This window comes from Isoptericola sp. NPDC019693, assembly GCF_044389085.1.
GTDB lineage: Bacteria > Actinomycetota > Actinomycetes > Actinomycetales > Cellulomonadaceae > Isoptericola.
Map to the genome: position 1 here is coordinate 872,776 of NZ_JBIRXP010000001.1, position 21,801 is coordinate 894,576.

22 protein-coding genes and 1 tRNA gene are annotated in these 21,801 nt (G+C 72.0%); 4 read left to right on the forward strand and 19 right to left on the reverse strand.

Features of this window, described 5'->3' with window-relative positions; translation table 11 throughout:
* Positions 1 to 2: 2 nt before the first annotated feature.
* From ACH436_RS04160 to ACH436_RS04185, 6 genes are all read right to left on the reverse strand, one after another.
* Positions 3 to 1,142, reverse strand: coding sequence for a sialidase family protein (locus ACH436_RS04160; RefSeq protein ID WP_430558896.1), 1,140 nt, complete (start codon positions 1,140 to 1,142; stop codon positions 3 to 5).
* Positions 1,139 to 2,482, reverse strand: a complete 1,344-nt coding sequence (locus tag ACH436_RS04165) for a family 1 glycosylhydrolase (protein WP_430558897.1) — start codon at positions 2,480 to 2,482, stop codon at positions 1,139 to 1,141. Before ACH436_RS04165 ends, ACH436_RS04160 begins: the two co-directional genes overlap by 4 nt.
* 135 nt (positions 2,483 to 2,617) lie before the next feature.
* A complete protein-coding gene (locus ACH436_RS04170; protein WP_430558898.1) occupies positions 2,618 to 3,520 on the reverse strand; it encodes a carbohydrate ABC transporter permease in 903 nt (300 codons plus the stop codon).
* Positions 3,517 to 4,380: a carbohydrate ABC transporter permease gene (locus ACH436_RS04175; RefSeq protein ID WP_430558899.1), complete on the reverse strand. Its 864-nt coding sequence runs from the start codon at positions 4,378 to 4,380 to the stop codon at positions 3,517 to 3,519. Before ACH436_RS04175 ends, ACH436_RS04170 begins: the two co-directional genes overlap by 4 nt.
* A 193-nt stretch (positions 4,381 to 4,573) precedes the next feature.
* On the reverse strand, positions 4,574 to 5,845 hold the full coding sequence (locus ACH436_RS04180) for an extracellular solute-binding protein (RefSeq protein ID WP_430558900.1): 1,272 nt from the start codon (positions 5,843 to 5,845) through the stop codon (positions 4,574 to 4,576).
* A 371-nt stretch (positions 5,846 to 6,216) separates the two neighbouring features.
* A complete protein-coding gene (locus ACH436_RS04185; RefSeq protein ID WP_430558901.1) occupies positions 6,217 to 7,230 on the reverse strand; it encodes a LacI family DNA-binding transcriptional regulator in 1,014 nt (337 codons plus the stop codon).
* A 140-nt stretch (positions 7,231 to 7,370) separates the two neighbouring features.
* Here ACH436_RS04185 and ACH436_RS04190 point away from each other — a divergent pair, with 140 nt between their 5' ends.
* Positions 7,371 to 8,795, forward strand: coding sequence for a DNA polymerase IV (locus ACH436_RS04190; protein WP_430558902.1), 1,425 nt, complete (start codon positions 7,371 to 7,373; stop codon positions 8,793 to 8,795).
* A gap of 70 nt (positions 8,796 to 8,865) precedes the next feature.
* Here ACH436_RS04190 and bsh read toward each other — a convergent pair whose 3' ends face one another.
* Together bsh and ACH436_RS04200 are read right to left on the reverse strand one after the other, a co-directional pair.
* Complete coding sequence (gene bsh / locus ACH436_RS04195; protein ID WP_430558903.1) at positions 8,866 to 9,813, reverse strand: choloylglycine hydrolase; 948 nt, start codon at positions 9,811 to 9,813, stop codon at positions 8,866 to 8,868.
* Between the two features lie 401 nt (positions 9,814 to 10,214).
* Positions 10,215 to 10,817, reverse strand: coding sequence for a pYEATS domain-containing protein (locus ACH436_RS04200; protein ID WP_430558904.1), 603 nt, complete (start codon positions 10,815 to 10,817; stop codon positions 10,215 to 10,217).
* A gap of 140 nt (positions 10,818 to 10,957) precedes the next feature.
* On the opposite strand from ACH436_RS04200, the gene ACH436_RS04205 reads away from it, so the two are divergent.
* Positions 10,958 to 11,356, forward strand: a complete 399-nt coding sequence (locus ACH436_RS04205) for a DUF6221 family protein (RefSeq protein ID WP_430558905.1) — start codon at positions 10,958 to 10,960, stop codon at positions 11,354 to 11,356.
* A 206-nt stretch (positions 11,357 to 11,562) separates the two neighbouring features.
* Here ACH436_RS04205 and ACH436_RS04210 read toward each other — a convergent pair whose 3' ends face one another.
* The 7 genes from ACH436_RS04210 to ACH436_RS04240 form a co-directional block, all read right to left on the reverse strand.
* On the reverse strand, positions 11,563 to 12,495 hold the full coding sequence (locus ACH436_RS04210; protein WP_430558906.1) for a hypothetical protein: 933 nt from the start codon (positions 12,493 to 12,495) through the stop codon (positions 11,563 to 11,565).
* Between the two features lie 44 nt (positions 12,496 to 12,539).
* Positions 12,540 to 12,839 carry a hypothetical protein gene (locus ACH436_RS04215; protein ID WP_430558907.1) on the reverse strand — a complete coding sequence of 100 codons (300 nt, stop codon included), beginning with the start codon at positions 12,837 to 12,839 and terminating at the stop codon, positions 12,540 to 12,542.
* A complete protein-coding gene (locus ACH436_RS04220) occupies positions 12,836 to 13,180 on the reverse strand; it encodes a hypothetical protein (RefSeq protein WP_430558908.1) in 345 nt (114 codons plus the stop codon). Before ACH436_RS04220 ends, ACH436_RS04215 begins: the two co-directional genes overlap by 4 nt.
* A 142-nt stretch (positions 13,181 to 13,322) precedes the next feature.
* Entirely contained in the window at positions 13,323 to 13,736 is a 414-nt protein-coding gene (locus ACH436_RS04225) for a hypothetical protein (protein WP_430558909.1), read from the reverse strand.
* A gap of 232 nt (positions 13,737 to 13,968) precedes the next feature.
* Positions 13,969 to 16,608 (reverse strand): phage/plasmid primase, P4 family, encoded by a 2,640-nt coding sequence (locus ACH436_RS04230; protein WP_430558910.1) that lies wholly within the window; start codon positions 16,606 to 16,608, stop codon positions 13,969 to 13,971.
* A complete protein-coding gene (locus tag ACH436_RS04235; RefSeq protein ID WP_430558911.1) occupies positions 16,605 to 16,805 on the reverse strand; it encodes a hypothetical protein in 201 nt (66 codons plus the stop codon). Before ACH436_RS04235 ends, ACH436_RS04230 begins: the two co-directional genes overlap by 4 nt.
* 188 nt (positions 16,806 to 16,993) lie before the next feature.
* Positions 16,994 to 17,212, reverse strand: a complete 219-nt coding sequence (locus ACH436_RS04240; protein WP_430558912.1) for a helix-turn-helix domain-containing protein — start codon at positions 17,210 to 17,212, stop codon at positions 16,994 to 16,996.
* Between the two features lie 132 nt (positions 17,213 to 17,344).
* On the opposite strand from ACH436_RS04240, the gene ACH436_RS04245 reads away from it, so the two are divergent.
* Both ACH436_RS04245 and ACH436_RS04250 read left to right on the forward strand, forming a co-directional pair.
* A complete protein-coding gene (locus ACH436_RS04245) occupies positions 17,345 to 17,977 on the forward strand; it encodes a helix-turn-helix domain-containing protein (protein WP_430558913.1) in 633 nt (210 codons plus the stop codon).
* A gap of 2 nt (positions 17,978 to 17,979) precedes the next feature.
* Complete coding sequence (locus ACH436_RS04250) at positions 17,980 to 19,122, forward strand: tyrosine-type recombinase/integrase (RefSeq protein ID WP_430558914.1); 1,143 nt, start codon at positions 17,980 to 17,982, stop codon at positions 19,120 to 19,122.
* A gap of 84 nt (positions 19,123 to 19,206) precedes the next feature.
* Here ACH436_RS04250 and ACH436_RS04255 read toward each other — a convergent pair.
* From ACH436_RS04255 to ACH436_RS04270, 4 genes are all read right to left on the reverse strand, one after another.
* A tRNA-Pro gene (locus ACH436_RS04255) sits at positions 19,207 to 19,280 on the reverse strand.
* A gap of 51 nt (positions 19,281 to 19,331) precedes the next feature.
* The gene (gene ribH, locus ACH436_RS04260) at positions 19,332 to 19,859 is read right to left on the reverse strand and encodes a 6,7-dimethyl-8-ribityllumazine synthase (RefSeq protein ID WP_430558915.1); all 528 of its coding nucleotides are present in this window, start codon (positions 19,857 to 19,859) and stop codon (positions 19,332 to 19,334) included.
* A complete protein-coding gene (locus ACH436_RS04265; RefSeq protein ID WP_430558916.1) occupies positions 19,856 to 21,175 on the reverse strand; it encodes a bifunctional 3,4-dihydroxy-2-butanone-4-phosphate synthase/GTP cyclohydrolase II in 1,320 nt (439 codons plus the stop codon). The genes ribH and ACH436_RS04265 overlap by 4 nt, the downstream gene beginning before the upstream one ends.
* On the reverse strand, positions 21,172 to 21,798 hold the full coding sequence (locus tag ACH436_RS04270) for a riboflavin synthase (RefSeq protein WP_430558917.1): 627 nt from the start codon (positions 21,796 to 21,798) through the stop codon (positions 21,172 to 21,174). Before ACH436_RS04270 ends, ACH436_RS04265 begins: the two co-directional genes overlap by 4 nt.
* Positions 21,799 to 21,801 lie beyond the last annotated feature (3 nt).

The window sequence follows — 21,801 nt, forward strand, 5'->3', positions numbered from 1 at the left end:
CGTCACAGGACGCCGATCCGTGCGCGCCAGTCGCCCCGCACCACCGCGACGACGACGTCATGGCTGCCGGCCGCGTTGCGGACCGTGGTCGCCTGCACCAGCTCGCCGGCGGCGTTCCAGCGCACGGCCTGCGAGTACCCCGAGGAGTCGCCGCGCACGTGCCGCACGGCGTCCACCGGGAGGCGCATCGCGCTCCACGTCTCGCCGAGGTCGTCGCTGACGAGCGCATGGTTGGCCTCCGTGCCGTCGAGCCAGGAGTGCCGCGCCGTCGCGACGATCGTCGCGCCGCCGGCGCCGTCGGGCGTCCACGCCAGGTTCGGCGTCCCGGACAGCACCACCCCTTCCCGCGACACGAGCAGCGGGCCGGCCTCGGCCGGGTCCCCCCAGTCGACGCCGTCGCGCGACGACCGCAGGTGGATCGGCACCTCCGCCGGGCCGACGTACTCGACCACCGCCCGGTAGGTGCCGTCGGGCAGCGGCCCGGTGGCGACGAACATGCCGGGGCGCCGGTAGCGGTCGGGCACGCCCGCCACGGTCTCGACGTCGGTCCAGGTGCGCAGGTCGGTCGTGGTGCGGCGGGAGATCACCTGGAGCATGCCGCGGTGCTTCTCCCGCTCGTCGGCGAAGTACACCGCGAGCACGCCGTCGACCAGCACGAGCTCCGGCTCCCAGATCGACGTCGTCGTCGACGTGCGCGACGGGTCGTACAGGGCGGGACCGCCCGAGTCGACCACCGACTCGAACTGCCACGTCGCGCCGCCGTCCGTGGAGGAGTACAGCGTGATCGTGGTGGTGGAGCCGTCGCCCGGGATCGCGTTGCCGGCCAGCAGCAGGTCGCCGCGGCGCAGGTGGGCGACGTCGCCCGGCAGCTCGTAGACCACCGGCTGGTAGCGGTTGCCCCGGCCGAGGTGGTCAGCCACGCGGGCGTGCTCGCCCCAGGTCCTGCCGCCGTCCTGCGAGCGCCACACGGGGAAGACGGGCCCCGCCGGGTCCGCCACGCCCAGGCGGAGCTCGCACGTCAGCAGCATCGCGCCCGCGTGCGGACCCTGCGGGTCGGTGGACAGCAGGCGCGAGTACATCGCGCCCGCCTCGCCCACGCTGCCGGAGTGGACGACGGTGATGTCGACGTCGGGGGCGCTCATCGCCGGTCACCGGCCGTCCCGGCGCCGACCGCAGCGCGGCCGTACCGTGCCGCGACGTCCGCGAACGCGTCGGCCGCGGCGGTGCGGACCCGGGCGTACGAGGGCAGGCCGTCCGGCCGGGTCCCGTCCGGCACGAGGTCCCACAGGCCGTGCTGCAGCAGGTACTCCGGCGGGGGCGCGCTGCCCTCGCGGTAGTCCCAGAGCAGGAAGTCGATCAGCGCCCACCACGTCCAGCCGACGAGGGGCAGGCCCTCGGCGCGCAGCTTCTGCACGACGTCCATCGACGCGTGCACCCAGTCCACGCGACGCTCGATCGGGCCGGGGTCGCCCGTCTCGGTGAGCGCGAGCGGCGCCTCGGGGTAGCGCGCGTGCCAGGTGCGCAGCAGGTCCTCGAGCGCGTCCGTCCCCGCGTACGTGACCGGCCACGACGACGGGCGCGGCCCGCCGTCGGGCAGGACGAGCGGGTGGCCGCCGACGTCCACGGTCGAGACGTGGGGGTAGTAGTTGACGCCCAGCACGTCGGGGCGCACCGCGTGCTCGGCGAACCAGGCGAGGTCGTCGTCGCCGACGCCGTGCGCACGCAGGTGCGCCGCCAGCGGGTGCCGGTCGTCGACGCGGCCCGTGACGAGGTCCTGGTGGAGGAACACGCGCTCGCGCAGGTGCGCGGCGCGCTCCGCCCACGCCGCGCCGGCGGACGGCCCGTCGCCCGGGACGACGAACCGGCGCGACGCCTCCACGTGCCAGAACGTGATGTCGGGCCGCACCGCGGCGACGGCCCGCTGAGCGCCGACCACGCCCCGGGCGACGCCCAGGAGGACCTGCAGGTAGCCGGCGTCGCCCTCCAGGTGCGGGGGCCAGAGGCCGTCCTCGCCGCACCGCTCCGCCGTCACCGACGGCTCGTTGGTGGGGGTGACGACCGTGACCTGCGGGTAGCGCTGCACCATCGCGACGGCGAGGTCCGCGAGCGCCGCCGGGTAGCCGGGGTCGGCGAACGAGCCCTTCAGCCACCCCGGCGTGCCGTAGTGCACCAGGTCGAGGATCACCTCGACGCCGCTCTCCCCCAGGGCCTCGAGCACCTCGTCGGTCCAGGAGAAGTCGAACCGGTGCGGTGCGGGGTGCACCCGGTACCACGGCACGCCCCAGCGGATCTGGTCGGCGCCGCTCGCCACCAGCAGCTCGACGTCCTCGCGCCAGCGCCGGTCGTGGTCGGTCAGGACGTACTCGTCGAGCGGGCGTCGGCCGGCGACGGGCTCGACGACGAACGTGTCCTCGATCCCGACACCCACCGCGAACGGCGGGAGCGGTGTCGGCGGGTGGGCGTCCTTCGCCTGCGTGCTCATGTCTGGCCTCCTTCGAGGTCGCGTGGACGGGCGGACGGGCCGCGCGTACGGCATGCCGGGCAGCGCGCCGCGGGACGGGTGGTTCCCGCGGCGCGCCGGTCGGACTGCGATGGTGGGGTGACGACGGGAGGGCGCTCAGCCCTTGATGCCGGACGACGCGACGCCCTCGATGAAGCGCCGCTGGACGATGGCGAACACGACGATCAGCGGGATCACGGAGATCAGGGAGCCTGCCATGGACACGCCGTAGGGGATGATTCCCTGCTCGGTGCCGTTCAGCAGGGCCAGCCCCGCGGTGAGGGTCCGGTCCTCGGCGCTGTTCGTCATCGTCATCGGCCAGATCATGTCGTTCCAGTTGCCGATGAAGTTGAACATGCCGAGGGTGAGCAGCCCGGCCTTCGCGTTCGGCAGGACGATGTTCCAGTAGATCCGGAACTCCGAGGCGCCGTCGATGCGGGCCGCGTTGTCGAGGTCGCGCGGGATCGAGACGAAGAACTGCCTCAGCAGGAAGATCCCGGCGACGTCGGAGGCACGCGGGATCGTCAGGCCGATCATCGTGCCGATCCAGCCGAGGTCCGACAGCATCGAGTACAGCGGGATCAGCAGCGACTGGAACGGGATCATGATCGTCGCCACGAGGATCCCGAGGATCAGGCCGCGGCCCTTGAAGTCGATGCACGCCAGGGCGTAGGCCGCCAGCGAGTTCAGCAGCAGCGACAGGGCGGTGACGATCACCGACATCTGGACGGTGTTCCAGAGCTGGGTCCCGACGGGGATGCGTTCGAACACGCCCGGGAAGTTCTCGAGCGTCCAGTTGTTCGGCAGCAGCTGCGGCGGGTAGGAGAGCACCTCGGACTGGGGCGAGAACGCCGTGATGACGATGATCAGCAGCGGGAAGGCGCAGATGACGGCCGCGACGGTCGCGAGCAGGAACGCGCTCAACCTGCCCGCCAGGGTGCTGCGGTGGATGCTGCTGGCCGGCCGCCAGCGCACGGAGCGCTGTGGGGCCGTCTTCCCGGGGAAGGTGATCGCGCTCATGCGATGTCCCTTTCCTGACGCTTGTTGATGGTCAGCTGGATGACACCGACGATCATCGTGATCGCCATGAGGACGAACGACAGCGAGGACGCGTACCCCTGCTTGAAGCTGGCGAAGCCCTCGGTGTAGACGCGGTAGACGATCGTCTCGGTGCTCCGCTCGGGCCCGCCGCCCGTCATGATGTAGATCTGGTCGAACGCCTGGAAGCCGAAGTTGGCAGCCAGGATGATGACGTAGGTCAGCGTCGGGCGCAGGCCCGGCAGCGTGACGTGCCAGAACCGGCCCCACGCCCCTGCGCCGTCCAGGTGGGCCGCCTCGTGCTGCTCCGCGGGGATGCCCTGGAGCCCGGCGATGAAGATGACCATGAAGTACCCGAAGGTCTTCCACACGGCCACGAAGATGACGGTCGGCATCGCCCAGGTCGTCGAGTTCAGGAGGTCCGGCATCGTCCTGCCGAACACCTGCTGGAACCAGTACGGCAGGAGGCCCGTGCTCGCGTCGAGCAGGAAGCTGAACGACAGCGCGGCCACCGCCATCGAGATGATGAACGGCAGGAACACCACGGTCCGGAAGAACCCGCGCATCACCAGGTCCTTGCGGTTCAGCAGGAGCGCCATCGCGATCGCCGTGGCGATCACCAGCGGCGTGAAGGCCACCGCGTACACCAGGGTGTTGACGATCGCGCCACGGGTGTCGGCGTCCGTGAAGATCCGGGCGTAGTTGTCGAGCCCGATGAACTCCGGCTGGTTGAGCCCGGTGGAGTCGGTGAACGAGATCCACAGCGCGTAGAACGTCGGGTAGAAAACCCAGATCGCCAGGATCACCAGGGCCGGGAGCAGGAACGCGATCCCGGCGCGCATCCGCCTGCCCTGCGCCTTGGGTCTGCGTCGGGTCACCGGCGACGAGGACCGGGAGTCGTTCGCCCGGGTGATCGACCACCTGGACGACTTGTAGATCACTTCTTCGGACACTGCGACGACACCTTCCTTCGGGGAGGGTCCGGACGGGTACCCGGTGGACCGGCCGGGCGCGCCCGGCCGGTCCACCGTCCCGTCACTCGTTGGAGAGGTAGCCGTCCACCTTCGCGGCGGTGCTGGTGAGCAGATCCTGGACGTTCCCGCCCTTCGCGATCTGCGTCGTCATCGCGTCCGTCTCCTTGGTGATGTCCGTCACCGTGGTCGAGATGCCCGTGGCGTAGTAGAACGAGTGGCCCGAGGCCTTCGCCAGGTCGGCGATGATCGGGTACGCGAACTGGTCCTCGGGGATGTCGTTGCGGTTCGGCGGGTAGTAGGACTCCGTCCACACGACCTGCTGCTCCTGCGAGTTCCAGAAGTCCTCGAAGCCGAACGAGCAGGCCATCTCCTCGTCGGTGTCGTTCATCGAGGTGGCGTACCAGTAGTTGTAGACGCCGGCCACCCAGTCGCTCGGCCAGTGGAACATGCCGACGTCGATGCCGAACGAGTCGGCGGAGGTGATCTCCCACGGGCCGTTGTAGATCATCGCGGCACGGCCGGAGCCGAACAGCTCCATCGCGGCCGTGTTGTCCAGGCCGGTCGGGCTGACGCCGTCCTGCCAGACCTTCTGCCACTCGGTCATGGTCGCGACGTTCTCGGGCGAGTCGATGTACTGCTTGCCGTCGGTGATGAAGTCGCCGCCGCCGGAGTGCAGCATCGTCGAGAGCATGCCGGCGTCCATGTCCTGCAGCGCCAGGCCGTACTGCTCGGGCGTCCCGTCGTCGTTCTCGTCGATCGTCAGCTTGTGCGCGACGTCGATCAGCTCCTCGACGGTGGTCGGGTAGTCGGCCTCGGTGAGGCCGGCCGCCTTCCACAGCTCCGGGTTGAAGTAGACCGCGAAGGGCGTGACGCCCATCGGCACGCCGTACGTCTCGCCGTCCCACGTGACCTGGCTGGCCATCGCGTCGTAGTACGCGGTCGAGCTGGGGTAGGTCTCGGTGTCGTCGTAGAACGCCTGCTGCGAGAGGAACGCGCCCTGGTCCGCGTAGCCGAGGCCGGTGTCGACGCCCTGCACGACGAGGTTGGGGCCGTTGCCGGCGCCGAGGCTCGTGAGGAGCTTCTCGGAGATCGAGGTCCAGGCGAGGGGCTCGGACTTCACGACGCACTGGTCCTGCGACTCGTTGTACGCGGCGACGATCTTGTCCAGCACCTTGCCGTCGGCCTCGGTGTAGCCGTGCCACAGCAGGATGTCGGTGGGCCCGCCCGAGTCCGAGTCGCCGGAGCCCGAGCCGCCCGAGCAGGCGCTCAGTGACAGCGCGGCCGCGGCCGCGACCGCTCCGATGGCCATGAACCTGCGTGAACGAAAGTACATCTGATCCTCCTCGATCAATGGGTCGATCGTCCCGGTTCCGTCTCTGTCGACGAGGCGCACTTCCGTGTGCGGTACGCCCGCCACCGTGCGGAACGCCTCGTCGCTTACAACGATGGAAGGGAATGTAACGCAGGCCACATCCGGGGACAACGGGTGTGATCGAATCGTGATTCGCTCACCAAATAGTGCGACGACCTGCATCAATGCCGACGAACCGAGGCGCGCGCCGGCGGGTCGGGCCGACGACGATCCCTCGAAACGCACGCTGACTTGCAACGATGCAAGTTCCGCGGCTCGTCGGGCCGGCCGTCAGCGGGACGAGGCCGGGGCCCGGCGGACGAATCCACGCCGGGCCCCTCCGTGGCGGAGTTTCACCCGATGGTCGAGGTGCGAGCGACCACGTGCTGCTGTGTCAGCACCAGGCGCGGTGCGCCGTCGTACCCGCCGATCCGCTCCTTCAGCATGCGGACCGCGGTCTCGGCGATCTCCTCACGACCCGGGTCGATCGTCGACAGCGGGGGGAACATGTACTCCGACTCCTGCACGGCGTCGAACCCGATGACCGCGACCTCCTCGGGCACCCGGACCCGGCGCTGGTGCAGCACGTGCAGCGCGCCGATCGCCATCGCGTCGTTGAACCCGAACACCGCGTCCAGGTGCACCCCCGAGTCGAACAGGGCGTTCATCGCGTCCGCGCCGGTCTTGAGGTGCCACGGCCCGGCCTCCGCCAGGAGCGCCGGGTCGAACGGCAGGCCCGCGTCCTGCAGCGCGAGCCGGTAGCCCTCCAGGCGCAGCGCCGCCGAGCCCACCACCTCGCCCGGATGGCTGCCGATCACCGCGATCCGCCGGCGCCCGAGCTCGATCAGGTGCCGGGTCGCCGTGCGCGCGCCCTCCACGTTGGACATGGTCACGTGGTCGTTGGGCCCGCCGAACATCCGCTCCCCCAGGAGCACGAGCGGATAGTTGACGTCCAGGTGCTCGATGTCTTCCTGTCCCAGCGCGAGCGGCGAGTACATCAGCCCGTCCGTGACCAGGCGCAGCTCCGACCCGAGCACCGCCAGCTCCCTCTCCCGCTCGGCGCCGGTCTGCTCGATGAGCACGCTCATGCCGTGGGCGTCGGCGGCCTTCATCACCGAGTCCGCGAGCTCCGCGAAGTACGGCACGTTGAGCTCCGGCACCGCCAGGCCCACCATGCCCGTGCGGCCGCGCCGCAGGTTCCGGGCGGTGATGTTCACCTGGTACCCGAGCTCCGCGATGGCCGCCTCGACGCGAGCACGCGTCTCCTGCCGGACCATGGGGAAGTCATTGATCACGTTGGAGACCGTCTTGATGGACACTCCAGCGCGCCCGGCCACGTCCCGCATCGTCGCGGCAGACCTGGTCACCACCCCGCGCCCTCCTGAGCTGATCGACTACCTGAGGTCAAGATTCTGCCGCATCCTCGCTGAACACGTCGACGGGGTGCCGGCCCCGGCGGTCACGAGGGCGGGCACGCCGTGTCGGTCGGCTCCGGCACAGTAGGGAGGTGATCCCCGACCGCGTGCTGCACGCTCCGGTGCTGCGTGCCCGTCCGACGGTCGCGCACCTGGACGCGGACGCGTTCTTCGCGGCCGTCGAGCAGCACCAACGACCGTCGTTGCGCGGGAGACCCGTGCTGGTCGGCGGCGTCGGGCCGCGCAGCGTCGTGGCCACCGCGTCGTACGAGGCCCGGCAGTACGGCGCGCGCTCCGCGATGCCGATGGAGCAGGCACGACGGCTGTGCCCGGCCTCGACGATCGTCGTCGTGCCGCGGTTCGCCGCGTACGCGGCCTACTCGGACCGGATCATGACCGCGCTGCGCGAGCTCACCGACCTCGTCGAGCCCGTGAGCATCGACGAGGCCTTCGCCGACCTCACCGCCGCCACCCGGCCGCTGACCGACCTCGACGAGCTCGCGCGCACGATCCGCGAGCGGGCCCGCGAGCTCAGCGGCCTGCCGGTCTCGATCGGCCTCGGTCGCTCCAAGCTCGTCGCCAAGCTCGCCTCCGAGGCCGCGAAGCCCGGCGGGGTCCGGGTCGTCGACGCCGAGGAGGAGGACGCGTTCCTGCTCGACCTGCCCGTGCGCGCCCTGTGGGGCGTGGGCCCGGTCTCCGCGGCGCGCCTGGACGGCCTCGGGGTCCGCACGGTCGCCGACCTGCGCCGCCAGCCGCTCGACACGCTGCGCCTGATCGCCGGCGAGGCCGGCGGGACCAACCTGTTCCGCATCGCGCGCGGCTGGGACGACCGCCCCGTCACCACCGTGCGCGAGCGCAAGTCCGCCGGCGCGGAGCACACCTTCGACACCGACCTGCACGGCCACGCCGCGATCGCCGCGGCCCTCGACCCCGTCGTCGACGCCGCGCTCGCGCGCCTCGACCGGCACGCCGCAGCGGCGCGCACCGTCGTCGTCAAGGTACGGCTCGCCTCGTTCACGACCCTGACCCGCTCGGTCACCCTGTCCCGCCCCACCACCGACGAGGCCGCCCTGCGCGACGCAGCCCACCGAGCGCTGCGGCTCGCCGACGTCACCGAGCCGGTCCGCCTCCTCGGCGTCGCGTTCCACGGGCTGTCCGAGCACGCGCAGCTCATGCTGCCGCTCGGCCCGGACCTTCCGGAGGTGGCGGAGAGCCCCGGCCAAGCCGACGACCCGGACGGCGGCGAGGCCGTGGCCGCGCCGCCACCGGTGACCGGCCCCGTCCGGGCGACGGCCGCCACCGTCGTCCCGGGCCTCGACGTCGAGACCGCCGGCGACGGACGCGGATGGGTCGTGCGCGTCGGCGACGACGGCCGCATCGCGGTGCGCTTCGAGACCGCCCGGACCGGCCCTGGCTATCAGCGCTGGATCGACCCGGACTCCGAGGCCGTCACCCTCGTCGAACCGCTCGGCCCGGACGGTGAACCGCTGAGCACGACGGTGGACGGCGACCCCTGACCGGCAGCGTGACGCGCCACGCCGCGATCGGCGGCGCCACGCACCGTGCGGCAGCCCTCCCTGCCACGGCTCACGCGCGGACGAGCTCGGTGCCGTCGGTCGGGTGCGCGGCCATGGCGACGCTGCGGATCGTCGGGTCGTCGTAGGTGTTCCAGTAGTAGGTCGCCGTCCTGGACGAGAAGAGACCGGTGTACACGGTGATCTCGAACTCCCCCGACCCCATGGCCGCACAGCCGTCCACCATCGCGACCTGCTGCAGCGTGTGGAAGGCCCGGCTGACGTTCTCCTCCTCGCTCCCCTTCACGGGGTAGTGGGCGTTCACGTAGGCCGCACGCACGAACCGGGACGGGGAGTAGTAGTCGCCGGGGATCCCGCGCATGTGCGACCCCGGGCCGAACGGGCCGAGCCGTGCACGGCCCAGGGTGGCCTCCGGGGGGAACTCCGGCGAGGTGTTGAGGTAGTTGCGCAGGTTCTCGTGGTGCCAGGCGAAGCCGGGCTGGTTCGTCAGGACGTCGACGTCGTCGTCGAAGACGTGCATGCCGTCGCCCGTGTGCTCCACCACGACGGCGCGCGTACGGTCGGCGATGATCCAGTGCAGCAGCGAGCTCGGGTACGTGTCGTTGATCGGCCGGTCGACGACGACCACGTCGCGCAGCGCGGCCTCGACCTCGTCCACGCCCGCGAACTGCGAGCACACCCACAGCGGGAACTCGAACGCCGCCACGTTGACGGCACCGTCGACGGGCCCGGGGGCGTACTCCGCATACCCCGGGAAGTTCAGCCCGGCGACCGCCAGCCCGGCGTCGTTCCCGCAGTCGAAGTAGAGCGGCGTCGCCTCCTGGACGATGCCCATGCCGATGGTCGCGTGCTTGATGTCGGGGACGGCGCCGAACGGCGAGCTCGGCGCGAATCCCGTCGGGGTGATCACCACCTGCTGGCCGTACCCGCTCGTCCAGTCGAGGTTTCGCGCCAGGTAGACGCTGCCCTCCCCGTCAGTGAACCGGATTCCCGTGCACATCGAGGATCTCCCGCCGCCGTCGGCTCGTCCGGGACCCGTACCGCGTGCCGTGCCCGCACCTGGCAGCGCTCGCGTCCCGCTCGCGGCCATCGTCACCCGTCACTGGCGTCGTCGCGAGCGCACCCTGCACCGAGCGGCGCACGTCCGACGGAGACGACGAGAGGCTCGGACCGTCTCGCGGTCCGAGCCTCTCGTCGTGTGCTGGTCGGGCTGACAGGATTTGAACCTGCGACCCCTTGACCCCCAGGTATTCCGAGCACGAATCGCGACGACGCCGAACGCAACGCAATATTGGGCCTGACCTGCACTAACGAACACCCGAGGAAGGATCGCGAAATCCCGCGAAAGCGCGCGCACGGGGCCGCGTGGCTGTCCACGTGGCTGTCCAATGACCACAACGACTAGCGGAAATCGGCCAAGGGCAGGTCCACGTACCGCTCCACGATCAACGGGCGCTTCAGCCGGTTCTTGAACACCACCCGCGCCAGCACCAACAGGGGGCCGTGCGCGCTCGTTTCGTAGCGGAAGCCATCCCGAGGGCTCTGTGTCTTCACCGGACCTTCCGTGAACTGGCGGCCGAACGAGTATTCGACCTCCTTGACCGTGCCGGCGCTGAGCGGGCCGTCCTTGTGCTGGACCAATTGGACGCTGACCGTCCACCACTGTCGCCCGTCGTCGCTCCCGCCGGGCACCTGCGCGGGGGTGGCGGTGTGAGTGAGGAAGACCCCCTCCCGTCGGCGGTACTCGTTGTCGCGCAGCAGGTGCCACTGGTCGGTATCCCAGGCTCGCTCGTCCAGCCGCCTGAGCCGCCGATCGTCGTGGACGACGAACACGAACCCCGCGACCGTCACGGCGCCCGCCAGCACCCAGGCGGCGGGCGGTGCCCCGTCCCTCGCGATGAGTAGGGCGAGCAGTCCGCTGACTCCGCCGGCGGCGAGCCACTCTGCGACCCGGCGCGGGAAGGAATGGGAGGTCGGGTCGAACGGGCTGGGGTAGCGGTCCATCGTCGGATGCTAGGAGGGCCGTGCCCTTCCGGCCCGAGGTAGACCGGACATTCACCCCGCGCCGGCCCCGATCCGTGGCCATCGGCCCGCCCTGGCTTGCCTCGTCAGGCATCGGCCCAAGTCCTTGACCATTTGATTACTTGCGGACAGAAAACCACTGGCTCGGGGCTGCCCGGCCCCCCTCGCTCAAAAAACCACCCGGTGGCACCGGCGACGCGGCGCACGCGACGCGCCAGCATGGAGCGATGGAACCTAGAGACATTGACGCCCTGCCCGATTTCGTACGCGCCAACCTGGACGCGCTCCCCGACCCCGAGGCGGCGCGGCTGGTGCTGACGGCCTACGAGGACGACCTGGCCGACTTCCGCGAGCACCCGCACTACGGCAACGCACTCGTGCCAGAGGCGCCCGTCCCGGACGGCCCTCCGACCCTTGAGCGCATCTCGGGGCGCCTTGATGGGCTGTTCTTCGCGTTGAAGGCGCTGGCCGCCCCGTTGGCTGGGCGGCCGGGCTACAACGCCGAGTGGCAGGTTGCCTGACCGGGTGTAGGTGACCGGGGTGTTCCCGTGTGTACGGGGTGCGTCCAACCGGGGGCGCCGCTGCTGAGGCAGGGGGTGGTCATCGCAGCAGGGGGGTGGGGTGCCTGCCGAGGGGGTGGGGTGTGGCACGACGCCCCCGGCCGGGCCGCCGCCCCCGCTATGGGATGGATGTGCTCCGGCCAGGGGCGCCGTGGTCTAAGGGGTGGCTACTCCAGGCCGCGCCGGGTCGCCTCGGCCTGGGCGTCGGTGTAGCGGTGCCACGCGCTCAGGTCTCGGCCGCCGGTCATCTGGAAGATGTCCAGGGCCTCGCGCTGGCGGGCCACCACCTCGTGGTCGGGCACGCCGGTCCAGGGGGTCACCTCGGCCGGCGGCGGGGGTGGGGGTGGCGGGGTCAGCCTGGCCCTCAGTTCCTCGGTGGGCACGATGGCGTCGGTATCGGCCAGGATGGCCGCGCGCCGCTCGGCCGCCTGCCGGGCCAGGGCCGCGCGGTGCTCGTCGCGGGTGTCGTGGGCGAATCGCTGGCGGCTGCCGACCGGGCCGCGTAGGGCTTCCTCGGCTTCAGCTAGTACCTGGGTGCGGCGGGCCGAGGCCTCGGCGGCGGCCTGGGCAGCGGCGTAGTCCTGGCTCGTCAGCCGCAGCACGCGCGCCCCGTCCAGCGCCGCCCGGTGCACCAGGGACACCTCCCGCAGCGGCACCCCGACGCGCCGAACGCTGGCCAGCCCGTTACGGGTCCCGGTCGGTGGGGGTGCCCACTCGTCGTCCTCGGTGCCGATGAATCCCACGGACACCTCTTGGGTCAGCCCGTCGGCCACGTAGGCGCGCACCCGTTCCTTGTCCTCCCGTGAGCCGGACAACCGGCCGTAGGCGAACAGCCCGTCAGCCCTGGACTCCCAGCGGGTCAGCACCCCGGCAAGGTGAGTCACGTCGTGGTGCAGGGCCAGGCGCAGTGGCTTGGTCGGGACCCTGACGCTGGCGGCGTCCCAGGTCTCGCGGTAGACCGTGGCGGTGTCGTCGCCGGGCAGCCGGTCGGCCACGGTGAACGTGCCCCAGGGCACGGCCAGTAGTTCGATGTGGTCGCCCGTGACGTCGATGTGCCGGGCCGGGGCGTTGGTGGCGACGGTGGCCGGCTCGGCCAGCACGGTGCGCCGGTGCGGGGGATGCTGGGGCTGCTCGGCGCGGGTGCTCATCGGTCTACGTCCCGCACGTCCACCTGGCCGCGCTGCTGGCCGGGCAGCAGCCGGCCGACGGCCTCGGTACGCACCACGCCGGCCTCGTTGCGCTCGCGCACGGGCGGCCAGGGGTCATGGGACCGGGCGGCCCGGTTGGCCTCGCCGGCGGCCGCGCGACGGGCTCGGGCGCGCACGGCCTCGTCGGGCTCGTCGGCGCGCGTGCGGTAGGCGGCCTCGGCCGGGGTCAGCGGACGGGCGTTCCTCGTGCTCGTCGTCGTGGTGCTGGGCTTGGTGGTCTTCTTCGTGGCCGTCACGGCGTCGTCTCCAGTTCGGGGTGCCCGGCTGCCAGCACCACGGGGCAGGTGGGGTCGGTGTGGTGGTGCTCCAGGGCCTCTACGCGCCCGCTCGGGCGCCGCAGCACCAGGACGGCTGATTCAGGGCAGGCGCACTGCCTCAGCACAGCCTCGAACGCTCGGTGCGCGCTGGCCTCGGCCGTCGTAGTGTCCGGGAAGGGCGCGTGAGCGACGTGGACCGTCGCGGCCCGCACGGCCAGCGCCTCGGCTTCCTCGCCGCTGAGGCCGACGTGGTTAAGGGGGTGGGGTGCCGGTGGTGCGGGAGGCCTGGCGTCGTCGGGCTGGTGTTCGGCGGTGCTCATACGGCCTCCCTGGCTGTGACCGCCCACGGGGCCGGGGCGGCGGCGTCCTGGTCTATTCCCACAGTGTCCATCGGACTACGTGGGATTGGAAGGAATGGCGGAGCACCAGGATGTGCGGAGAGAAGCGGGCGCGGGCGGGCGCCTAGGGCATGAGGGTTGCAGGGTCGCAGTACAGCCCCACGGCGGTGCCTCGGTCGTCGTTCACGGTGTCCGTGAGCGCATCTGCCTCGGCGGCCTCGTCGGCCGTCGCCGCGCGTTCCTGGACCTCCACGTACAACTCGTCCAGACGCCGGGCGGCCTCCCACATACGATCCACGCTCGGGTCGGGCTCCACCTCGAACCCTCGGACGGCCAGGGCAAAGTCACCGAACACCAGCACGTTGGCGGCGATGCTGTAACTGCCCCCGCCGACCTGACTCACGGCGTCGCAGGCCTCGCGCAACTCAGTCGTGAAGTGCTCGTGAATCTCGCGGTTCGTCTGCTCGGTGTCCCACCAGTACCAGCCGACGGCCGCCGCAACGACGACCACGGCGATGATCGGCCCCCGTGCCTTCATGGATCGACGGTGGCACCGCCAAGGTGTGCGCGCGAGACTCGGCTAGAAACTTCACCCCGCCCGAAACGGGCCGGCGTGCTCGGGGGCGTGCAGAGAGATTCCGCCGAGGCTGCCCCGCTGGGCTGTGCCACATGTGCCAGGTCGAACCGGTAACTCACGCGGAGGTAATTTCTAAGGCGTCACCGATTCCACCTGGCACATGTGGCACAGAATGCTGTGACCTGCGAAAACGTCAGAGCAGGTCTTCGACCGCCGGCGGCGGCTCCGCCTGCCCGATGAGGCCGGCGAACCCCCGCACCTGCCTCCCGTCTAGCCGTCGGCGGTCATCGGTGATGTGGTAGCGGCGTGCCCAGGCTGTAGCGAGGAACCGGGGGACGAACGTCCGGGCCGCCAGGTGCTGGTGCCCCATCGACTCCAGGTAAGCGTTGGCCCACCTGAGCACGTTCGTGGTCGGCACGAACCCCTCGGGGCTGGGTGCCAGGCGTTCCTCCGCGAACGCCAGTAGGACATCCGAGGTCGTCCGCCAGGCGCCGACGGCCTCCACGACGTTGGCCGGCGGGTCGGGCAGGCGGCGGCCTGCCTTGTACCAATCGACGGCGCCGGCGACGACCCACGCCAGGATCGCCTCGGCGAGCGCCCCCGTGGCGTGCCGGACGGCGTGCCTCACGTCGGGGTCACCCCGCAGGCCGCCCGGCTCGTCGGGCTCGTGGGGCTTGAGGTAGTGCGCGCGGAACGGGATGACCAGCAACCGCCGCCACGTGCCGTCGTCGGTCTCCACGACGGTGGGCAGGGTGTTGGTCGTCGCTATCAGGGTGTGCGAGACGGTCCACGTCACCGAATCCTGACGGATCAGCCGGGCGGTCATCTGCCCGGTGCCGGCCACGTCCTTGAGCCGCCCGACGTTGATCCGGCCGCCGCCGGTCTCGGTCAGTTCCTCCAGGAACGCCAGGCGCGCCCCCCTCAGGGCCATCAGCTCGGTCGGGTGCTCGCCCGCCCCGGCCAGCAGGACGCGCTTGGACACGACCGTGCAGTGCCCCCCGAGAGCAGCGGCCACGCCGTCCAGCACGGTGGACTTCCCGTTGCTCCCACCGCCGTGGAGGATCGCCAGCGCGTCGTCGTCCGGCGGCTCGCCCGTGATGCCCTGCCCGAGCCGGGCCTGGAGGTAGTCCCTGAGGGCTGGGGGGAGACATTCCAGCGCCCGCGCCCATAGGGGGTGCTCGGCACCGGCGACGTACCGGACGCCAGTCGTGCGGGTGAGCAGCAGCCCAGGGTCGTGGGCCAGCAGTTCGCCGGTGCGCAGGTCCACCACGCCGTTGGCCACGCACAACAGGTGGGGGTGGGCGTCCAGGTCGCCGGCGCTGGTGTGCACGCGAACGTCGGTGCGGGCCACGATGACCAGTTCGCGGGCGCGACCAGCCTCCCGGTACCGCAGCAGCGCCTTGATGGTCTCGGAGTCGGCTCCGGTGTCCACCGCTTTCTTGGCTACCTGTGCGCCGAACCGCATGGCCTGGTCGGTCAGCCTGGCCTCACCGTCGGCCCCCATGGGGTACCAGCAGCCGGCGCGGTAGTGCAGCCAGCCCAGGCCGGGGGCGTGCCGGTAGCGCCCGGCCAGCCGTCTGGCGACGAACTGGCGCCCCATGGGGACCGAGGCAGTGGCCCCGCGCTCCAGGTCCCCGTCGATGTACTCGCCGCCCTCGCCCGTCTCGTCGGTCACGGGGCCGTCCTTCCACAGGTCGTCCGCGCACGGATCGTCCAGCCCGTCTGGGCGCGGCTCGAACACGTGCGCGGTGAACATCCGGTCAACCTCGGTGCCGCCGGGGGTGTGCTCGCCCGCATGGGCGCGTGCCGGCCCCACGGCCGCTGTGTACGCCTCCACGACGGCCTCCACCGCTCCCGCCGCACCCTGGTGCCCCTCAGTGGCTGCACGGGCCAGCGCGTGCAGCCCCCTCAGCGTCAGGTCGTGCCGTGAGCCCTCGTCGCCTTCCTCCAGCGCGCGGACGTAGCGCTCACCTACCCGAATGACCTTCCGGCACGGTGGTTCGTCGGTGCCGCCGACCGATGCGGCCCACGCCTCCCGGCCGACCATGCCGGCCTCCCCGGCCTCCCGTGCCTGGGCACGGGAGGCTCGCGCCTCAGCCTGGGCCTTGGTCGGGCTGAAGTGGTCGATCCATTCGGCTGGCAGGGCAGGCAGGTCCCACACCGCCGGAGGCTCGGCGCACACGCGCCCTTTCTGGTCGTACCACTGATAGGTGGCCCCGGCTGCCTCGGGGTTGGTGCTGGGGAACACCACGGCGTAGCGATGCCCGCGCCGTATCCACTCCACGTCGGCGCATGGGCCGGTGCCCGCCGGCTCCCACCCCGGCGGTACGCGGAAGAACCTGATGCCCGTGAGGCCTGTGCGGGCCGAGGATCGATACGTGGCCGGCAGGGGCGGCAACCCGCTGCGGACCCGCAGTTCCTCCAGGTTCTCCACGCCGCGCTTGTCCACGCCGTCCTTGACGTACGAATCAGCGTCGATGCCCACCCACTCGCCGTGCGGCCACAGGCCGACATTTCTCCCCGGCCGATCCTCGGCGGCGCGCTCGGCCTCGTCGGCAAGCATCCGGCGCCCGCCCGCGCCGGTCAGGCCGGGCGGTGGTGGGGACTTCTCACCGGCCGGCAAGGGCAGCGGCGCCCAGCCCTTGCGCATGTACATGCGCCAGGTGGAAGCGAACGGGCCGCCCGCGCCGGCGTCGCCCTCGCGGTGGCCCTCGTCGCCGTGGTGCTCGCCGCCGACGACGGGGACGCAATCCTTGTGCGTCCCGATGCGCACCGTGAACTCGTTCACCGGCCGCCCACAGTCGGGGCAAATGCGTTCGGCCGTCGTGGTCATGGCCGCCCACCCCCGAGCGTCTCGGCCAGATGCTCGGCCGGCACCAGGACGAACGTCACGGCGCACTCCACGCGCACGACGTGGCGCCGGGACCGGGCGTGGCTCGCGCCGGCGCCCGTGGCGGCGGTGCCGTCGATGACGTAGCCGCAGCCGAGGCACACCGCGCGCGCGGTGCGCTCCAGGTCGATGCGGCGCATGTTGCCAGCGTGGGGGTGGTCGCCGCCTGGGGCTGTGCGACCGGTCGGGGCGTCGCTAGCCTGGACGCGGACAAGCCTCGCGCCTCGGCTGGTGTCGCTGCTGTGGTCCTCGGCCTCGGGGGTGCCCGCCCCCGAGGCCATCTTGTGTCGGGTCATGGCGCCAACCTCCCGTCTGCTGGGGCGCGCGCTCACGCCGCGCTGTCCGGCCCGAGGGCAGCGACGCTCTCCCCCGCCAGCAGGCGGTCCAGCACGCGGGAACTCACGTACCAGCGCCCGCCGATCTTCACACCGGGGATCACCCCCTCACGCAGGTTCTTGCGGACCGTCACGGGGTGCCGGTGCAGCAGGGCCGCCACGGTGTCGGCTTCGATGAGCCGTGCGTCGGTCAGGGTCGTAGTGGTGTCCATCAGTCCGTGCCCTTCTGTGTGGTCCCGTTCGATGTGCTCGGGCGCCACGTTAGGCTTTCGCATTCCGCACGTCCACAGTTGACGCCTTCGGATTCTTGACCCTTACGGATGCACGGCGTAGCGTCACGAAACGTGACGGAAGAACAAGCAACGCCCCCACCGGTGGAACGCCGTATCGCTGCCCGTCTGCGGGCGCTCCGCGAGTCGTCCGGGGCCACCCAGGCCACCTGGGCTCAGCGACTCACCGCCGCCGGGGTGCCCACCAAGGTGGCAACCCTGGCGCGCATCGAATCGGGCCAGCAGCCCATCGACGTTCACCGCCTGCTGGCGCTCATCGCACTGGTCCCCGGCGTCACCATGGATGCACTACTGGAGCCGCCGTTCACCATCGGGCACCTGACCTTGGCCGACGGAAGTCTGGTCGGTGAACTGCTGCTCCAGGGCCGCCACGATCAGCGGCCCGGCGAGGAAGCGCACGACCCTGCCGAGGCCGACGCACGGCTGGACCAGTTGACGGCCATGGTCACAGAGTCGTTTCCCGCCTCTCGTGACCGTGTGGCTGAGGCCCTGGTGTCGCGGTTCGGCTCCAGCGACGCCGCCGCCGTCGTCGCACTGGTGCGTGACGAACTGGTGCGCGAGGCCGCCGAGACACCCGAACCGGGCACGCCCTCATGGCGCGCCTACCAGGCCCACGCGGTGCGCCGCGTGGGCCGAGAACTCGCCCGCGAAATCGGAATCGCGGCGCACGACGCAACGGAGGCATGACGATGGCAAGAGCAGACGGCGAGGGGTCGGTGTACCGACGCAGCCGGGACGGCAAGTGGGTGGCGGCCGTGTCGGTGCGCGACCCCGGCACCGGCGAGCGCCGCCGGGTCACCGCCGTCCGGCGTACCCAGCGCGAGGCCCGTGAAGCGATGCGCGCCCTACAGGGTCGGGTCGAATCCGGCGCACCTATGCGTGACTCACGGGTCACGCTGGAGGCCTGGACCAAGCACTGGGCGGCAACCGTCCTGCCCGCATCGGGGCGCCGCGCCACGACCGTGGACACCTACCGCACCCTGGTGCGCTCCTGTGTGCTGCCGCATCTGGGCGGGGTCGCCCTTGCCGACCTGCGGCCGAGTGACGTCGAGGGGTGGCTGGTCACGCTGGACGAGGCCGGACGTTGGTCGGCCTCGACCCGCCGGCAATCGCTGACGGTGTTACGCGCCGTCCTTGACGGCGCCGTGCGTGACGGCCTCATGGCCACAAATCCCGCCAGCGACGTGACTCGCCCCAAGGTCGCCCGGACCGAGGCCGCGCACTACTCCCCCGCCCAGGTCGCCACCGTCCTCCAGGCTGCCGAGGGGCACCGTCTGGCTCCCCTCTGGCGCGTCATGGTCACCACTGGTCTACGGCGAGGCGAGGCCTTGGCGCTTGGCTGGCAGCACGTAGACCTGGAGGCTCGCGAACTCCGAGTGCGGGGCACCCTGGTGCGCACGGGTGGGCACCTCGTCGTGCAGCCTCCCAAGACCGCCAACGGCTGGCGCACGATCCCGCTGTCCACGTCGGCCGCTGAGGCTTTGCGGGCTCAGCGCCGCCAGCAGGCCACCGAGCGGCTGGCCGCCGGGCCGTCGTGGATCGACACCGGCCATGTGTTCACGACTGAGGCCGGCACACCGTTGGACCCCCGCAACGTCTCGCGCGCGTTCGAAACGCTCGCCCGCCAGGCCGACGTCGGGGGGTCGCTGCACACGCTGAGGCACACCGCTCTCACGGCCATGGCAGTGGCTGGGGTCCCTCTCTCGGTCGTCTCCCGCACCGCCGGGCACGAGTCGATCACCACGACCGTGGACCTCTACGGGCACGTATCAGAGGAAGCGTCACGGGACGCCGTGGAACTGCTCTCGGCCCACCTGGGGCTGTCCGGCTGACCCGTGGCTGTCCGCGTGGCTGTCCAGCGCCCGAGGAACGACGAAACGCCAGGCCAGACAACCGTCTGACCTGGCGTTTCATTGTCGGGCTGACAGGATTTGAACCTGCGACCCCTTGACCCCCAGTCAAGTGCGCTACCAAGCTGCGCCACAGCCCGTCGACCCCACCTGTGGCACCGCAGTGCCACCCCGCAGGGCCGACCGAAATACTACCCCAGGTCGGACACTGCTCCTGCATCCACGCCGACACCGGCGGGACGGCGGCCACGGATCTCGGTGAGCACGCGCGCGGTGGCGAGCGCGGCGGCGGTGGCCTCGTAGCCCTTGTCCTCGTGCGAGCCCTCCAACCCGGCGCGGTCGAGGGCCTGCTGCTCGTCGTCGCACGTCAGGAGTCCGAAGCCCACCGGCACGGTGTGGTCGAGGGCCACGCGGTTCAGGCCGTCGGTCGCGGCGGCGCACACGTAGTCGAAGTGCGGGGTGCCGCCGCGGATCACGACCCCCAGCGCGACGACGGCGTCGTACCCGGCGGCCGCGAGCGCCTGCGCGGCGACGGGCAGCTCGAACGACCCGGGGACGCGCACGACGCGCGGGTCGGCGACCGCGTGGTCCGCGCAGGCGCGCAGCGCGCCGTCGAGCAGGCCGTCCATCACGACCTGGTGCCAGCTCGCGGCGACGACCGCGACGCGCAGGTCGGAGCAGTCGACCGGCGCCGCGGCCGGCGCACCGGCGCCGCTCATCGGGCCGCTCCCACGGTCGTCGCGGCGGTCGCGGCGTGGGGGGCGGAGAGGTCGTCGTGCATCGTGGTTCCTCCGGTGTCGTGGGTGACGTCGGTCAGGTGGGGCAGGTCGTGGCCCATGCGGTCGCGCTTGGTGCGCAGGTAGCCGAGCGTGCGCGGGTGGGCGGGCAGCGCGAGGGGCAGGCGTTCGGCGACGACCGCTCCCCCGGCGGCCAGGCCGTCCACCTTCGCGGGGTTGTTGGTCAGCAGGCGCACGCCCGGCACGCCCAGGTCGCGCAGCACGTGCGCGGCGGCGGTGTAGTCGCGGGCGTCCGCGGGCAGACCCTGGTCGAGGTTCGCGTCGACGGTGTCCCGGCCGTGGTCCTGCAGCGCGTACGCGGCGAGCTTCGCGGCCAGGCCGATCCCCCGGCCCTCGTGACCGCGCAGGTAGACGACGACGCCACGGCCCGCGGCCACGACGCGCCGCAGCGACTCGTCGAGCTGGGGCCCGCAGTCGCACCGCAGGCTGCCGAACGCGTCGCCGGTGAGGCACTCGGAGTGCACGCGCGCCAGCACCGGCCCCCGGGCGGGGTCGGCCAGGGCGTCGAGCGCGCCGGCCACCAGTGCCACGTGCTCGTTCCCCGTGCGGACGTCCCGGTAGGCGACGGCGGTGAGCTCGCCGTGCCGGGTGGGCAGGGTCGTGACGGCGACCCGTTCGACGAGCGACTCGGTGGCGCGCCGGTAGGCGACGAGGTCGGCCACGCTGATGAGGGTGAGGCCGTGCTCGGCGGCGAAGTCCCGCAGCGCGGGCAGTCGCATCATCGTGCCGTCGTCGTGCACCAGCTCGGCGAGGACGCCGGCCTCCCCGCGGCCGGCGAGGCGCGCGAGGTCGACGGCGGCCTCGGTGTGCCCGCGCCGCTCGAGCACGCCCCCCGCACGCGCCCGCAGCGGGAGCACGTGCCCCGGACGGGTGAGGTCGGCGGGCGCGGCGGCCGGGTCGGCGAGCAGGCGGGCGGTCCGGGCCCGGTCGGCTCCGGAGATGCCGGTGGTCACGCCCGTGGCGGCGTCGACCGTCACGGTGTACGCCGTGCGGTAGGCGTCCTGGTTCGCCTCGACCATGAGCGGCAGGCCGAGCCGGTCGAGCTGCTCCCCCGCCACCCCCACGCACACGAGGCCGCTCGTGTGCCGCACGACGAAGCCCATGAGCTCCGGCGTCGCGGCGTCGGCGGCGAGGATGAGGTCGCCCTCGTTCTCCCGGTCCGCGTCGTCCGCGACGACGACGGGCCGGCCGGCCGCGACGTCCGCGATCGCGCGCTCGACCCGCTCGACGGCACTCACGACGCGGCTCCGACCGCCGCCAGGCCGTGCGCGAGGTGCCGTTCCACGTACTTGCTCAGCACGTCGACCTCGAGGTTGACCCGCTCCCCCACGGCGCGGGAGCCGAGGGTCGTGCGCGCCCGCGTCTCGGGGATGAGGCTCACGGTGAACGCGTCGTCCCCCGCGTCGACCACGGTGAGGCTCACCCCGTCGACGGCGATCGAGCCCTGCGCCACGACGTATCGCGCCAGCTCCGGGGGCAGCGCGATCTCGACGACCTCCCACTGCGTCCCCGGCGTGCGCGCGAGCACCGTCCCTGCCCCGTCGACGTGCCCCTGCACGACGTGCCCGCCGAAGCGCCCGTCCGCCGCGAGCGCCCGCTCGAGGTTGACGGGGTCGCCGGGCTCCCGCAGGCCCAGGCTCGTGCGAGCGAGCGTCTCGGCCATGAGGTCCGCGGTCCAGGTGGCTCGGCCGTCGTGCTCGCCGGTCTCCGCGACGGTGAGGCAGCACCCGTCGACGGCGATCGAGTCGCCGAGCCGGACGCCGTCCAGCACGGTGGTGGCCGCGACGGTGAGGCGGGCGCCGTCGGCGTGCTCGCGCACGGCGACGACGGTGCCGAGCTCCTCCACGATTCCGGTGAACATGAC